At 63.1% G+C, this 3,121-nt stretch carries 4 protein-coding genes and 1 pseudogene; 1 reads left to right on the top strand and 4 read right to left on the bottom strand.

Going from position 1 to position 3,121, the window contains the following annotated elements; genetic code table 11:
- Positions 1 to 113: 113 nt before the first annotated feature.
- Positions 114 to 398, bottom strand: coding sequence for a hypothetical protein (locus C7456_RS02110; RefSeq protein ID WP_109722098.1), 285 nt, complete (start codon positions 396 to 398; stop codon positions 114 to 116).
- Positions 399 to 539: 141 nt separating this feature from the next.
- Between C7456_RS02110 and C7456_RS02105 the strand changes: the two genes are divergently transcribed.
- Positions 540 to 908 (top strand): helix-turn-helix domain-containing protein, encoded by a 369-nt coding sequence (locus tag C7456_RS02105; RefSeq protein WP_109722097.1) that lies wholly within the window; start codon positions 540 to 542, stop codon positions 906 to 908.
- 114 nt (positions 909 to 1,022) lie between these two features.
- On the opposite strand, the gene C7456_RS16785 is transcribed toward C7456_RS02105, so the two are convergent.
- The 3 genes and pseudogenes from C7456_RS16785 to C7456_RS17120 form a co-directional block, all read right to left on the bottom strand.
- A complete protein-coding gene (locus C7456_RS16785) occupies positions 1,023 to 1,325 on the bottom strand; it encodes a hypothetical protein (RefSeq protein WP_139942849.1) in 303 nt (100 codons plus the stop codon).
- Positions 1,322 to 2,248, bottom strand: coding sequence for an RHS repeat-associated core domain-containing protein (locus C7456_RS02100; RefSeq protein ID WP_170211478.1), 927 nt, complete (start codon positions 2,246 to 2,248; stop codon positions 1,322 to 1,324). Before C7456_RS02100 ends, C7456_RS16785 begins: the two co-directional genes overlap by 4 nt.
- A gap of 17 nt (positions 2,249 to 2,265) precedes the next feature.
- Positions 2,266 to 3,121 (bottom strand): annotated as a pseudogene (locus C7456_RS17120) (RHS repeat domain-containing protein); the annotation flags it as partial.

Here is a 3,121-nt window from a genome sequence, read left to right as displayed (position 1 = left end):
GACTGCTTGATGAACCCGATGATCTGCTCGGTGGTGAAGCGACTCTTCTTCATGTCCGTCCTCGTGGTTGACGGACTTTACAGCTTCACTTGGTACGGCTCAGTGGGGGCAGGTCAGGTGGTTTCCGGCACGCCCAGTTCGACCGCCGCCGCCTTCACGAACGCGCCACGGGCGCGGGCCTGGTACAGGTCGAGCGTGTCCAGATGCAGGTGATCGCCCGCCGACAGCCGCAGCGTCACCTTCAACGACTCCGCCGACAGGTTCCGCGCCAACCCGCGCACCCGGTACGCACGCGGGCCGCGCACGAAGCGCACATCGTCCTCGCCAACCACCTGCGCGGCCTCCGGGGCCGGGGCCGGCAGCGGGGCGGACAGAGCCGCGTTCGGGGCAAGGGTCATCGGCAGCTCTCCAAAACGTGTCAAGAGGCTTTTGGAAGAAAATCCTCAAAACGAATATACTCCGTTTCGGATATTTCAGGCAAGCACGCCAAAAACCGGGCCTACCGTATGCACATCACCCGCTCCCAACCCCCGCACGGCATGGCGATCTCCGACGACGAACGCGCCTTCTTCATCGCCCTCGGCGGGCGCATCGCGCAGCAGCGCAAGGCGCAAGCCATCACGCAAGTGGAACTGGCCGAACACCTGGGCGTCTCGCAGCAGGCGATGAACTCGTTCGAGAAGGGCCGGCGTCGCGTGCCGGTGTCGCTGCTGCCGGTCATCGCACAGACCTTGCAGACCACGCTGGATGCGCTGGTCGCGCAGGACGCAGCACCGGCCCCGACCGCCACGCCGAAGAAGCGCGGGCCACAGAAGAAGATCAGGCAGCAGATCGAACAGATCGAAGCGCTGCCGCCGGCAAAGCAACGCGCCATCGCACAGGTGCTCGACTCAATGCTGGCCAGTTAGCCGCAATCAGCACATCACCGCAAACAACAAGGCCCGCAACTTGCGTTGCGGGCCTCGTGCGTCTCGGGGCGAGGATTAATTCTCTCCGCCCCCTTTGTTTCCTCAATCAGCTAGCTACTCTTCTTCTATGCTTGCGCAAAGGATTACGAACTCATAGTTCGACATCTCTCCTACAACGCGCCACCCGCCACGTACTTTTTCGCCGGACAGAGATATTAGTTCGACAACTTCACTATCGAAGATTTTTCCAGCATCGAACTCACACCTCGACACGCCATTGAATCGCAGGCTAGCTATGTGGGCTTCGGGCCCAATCGTCCAATGCACATCTAAAGCTATCGACATCGCATTGCAATCGAAGCTGATGCCGGAAAGCCGCACTCCCCAATACCGATCAAAATCAATACTGCGGTTCATTCCGTATACCTCTTCACCACATCCTGAATAAGCTTCAGTGAGTCATTGTTGATCGGGATATGCGTCGCCCCCTTGTCGCTCGACAGTTTCCCCGCCGCATCAACACTGCCTTTGCCTTCGACGCTAACGCGAAGATAGTTGGCGCGCCCGCCTCCTGATTCCATTACCCGCACGGTCACTTTCCCGTCTGCGAGCTTGAAGACAGTGCCACTACCATTCTTGGCCGCCGTACCAGCAACCCCAAATTCTCTAGCAACCTGACGTGACATCCGAGCGGCAGGAGCTAACCATTTCGCCGCACCCTCTACAGCCCGTACTCCAGCGCCAACCTTTCCACCTAGACCGAGCGTGGCAACTTCAATCCCAGCCATCACCTTGTCGCCCGTACTGGCGCCGGCGCCTTTATCAGCAACCTGGCTAACGCCTTCGGCACCAAAGACCATCCATCCAGCTTTAGCTGCCGCCCAACCAGCGCAGCTAATAGCCCCACATCCTTCGGCCGCCGAATCAATCATTTCTCCGACGCTTTGCCGCCCATCGGGGTCTGTAAATCGGTAGGGGTTGTTGTTGGCATACGCATACCGATTGAACCCGAACACATCCCCCGGCGCCGGCGCCACCGGGTCCACGCTCAGCATGCGTGCCTCCGGATCGTAGTACCGCGCCTGCATGTACACGAGCCCCGTGTCCGGGTCGTTCACGTGCCCCGTGTACCCCGGCCCCGCCGGCAGTGCTCCCTGTGCCTGCACCGGACGCCCGTACGGCCGGTAGTCGGACCGCACCAGAATGTGCCCGCTCGCGTCCGTCTTCGCCAGCACCGTCCCCTGCGGGTCCGTGTAGTAGTAGTGCACCGTCTTGGCCCACAGGCCCGCGCTCCACAGCACGAGCACCAGCCACGCCAGCCACGCCCCGCCCCTGCGCATCGCTCCCCCTCCCTGGCTCATAGGTCACCCGTGACATTGACCGTGGCGTAACCGCTCCACCCCGAGCAGCCGGCACTGTTGCATGCCTTCACCCGGAACTGGTACGTCCCCGTGGCGTAGAGCTGGCTGAAGCTCGTCCCCCCCTTGCGCCGCGCGATCAGCCGTCCGCCCGGGTACAGGTAGTCGGTGTACTGCCCCGTCGCCTCGTCGTAGCCCACCATCAGCTCGCCCGACTGGCTGTAGAAGCTCCCTTGCGACGGGCCACTGCCGTCCGGCCCCTTCTTCACCCGGCGCCCCGCCGCGTCGTAGGCGTAGCTCGCCACGCCCGGAATCTGCAGCAACTGGTGCCTGGCGTCAAAGCGATAGCTGGTCGTGCTGCCGTTGTAGGTCATGCCTATCCGGTCTCCGGCCGCATTGCTCTGGTAGCTGGTGAACGGGGTGCTGCCGATCGTCACCGACGCCAGGCGATTGGCGCCGTCCACGTTCAGGTTGAACGGATACCCGCCGATCACCCGCTGGCGCAGGTTGTTCAACGGGTCATACGCATAGCTCTCCGTGCCCCAGGCGTGCGGCGCGCTGGCCGAGGTCAGCCGGTTCAGCGCGTCGTAGCCCAGGGTCTGGCTGTTGCCGCCATCGACCAGGTCGTTGATGGCCGTCAGGTTGCCGTCCTTGTCGTAGCCGTAGTCCTCGCTCAGCAGCAGCGTGCCGCCCTTGGCGTAGCTGAGGTTGGACGGCAGCTGGCGCGCGTTGCGCTCCACCAGGGCCGCGATGCCGTTGCCCAGCGTGTAACCCTGCACCGCGCCGTCGGGGAAATAGCTGATGTTCGTGGCGTAGTTGCCGATCCGCGTCGCCCGCCCCAGCGCATCCGGGGCG

Source organism: Fulvimonas soli, assembly GCF_003148905.1.
Classification (GTDB): domain Bacteria; phylum Pseudomonadota; class Gammaproteobacteria; order Xanthomonadales; family Rhodanobacteraceae; genus Fulvimonas; species Fulvimonas soli.
The sequence above is the reverse complement of the archived record's forward strand: the minus strand, read 5'-3'. Positions and strand labels throughout refer to the sequence as shown.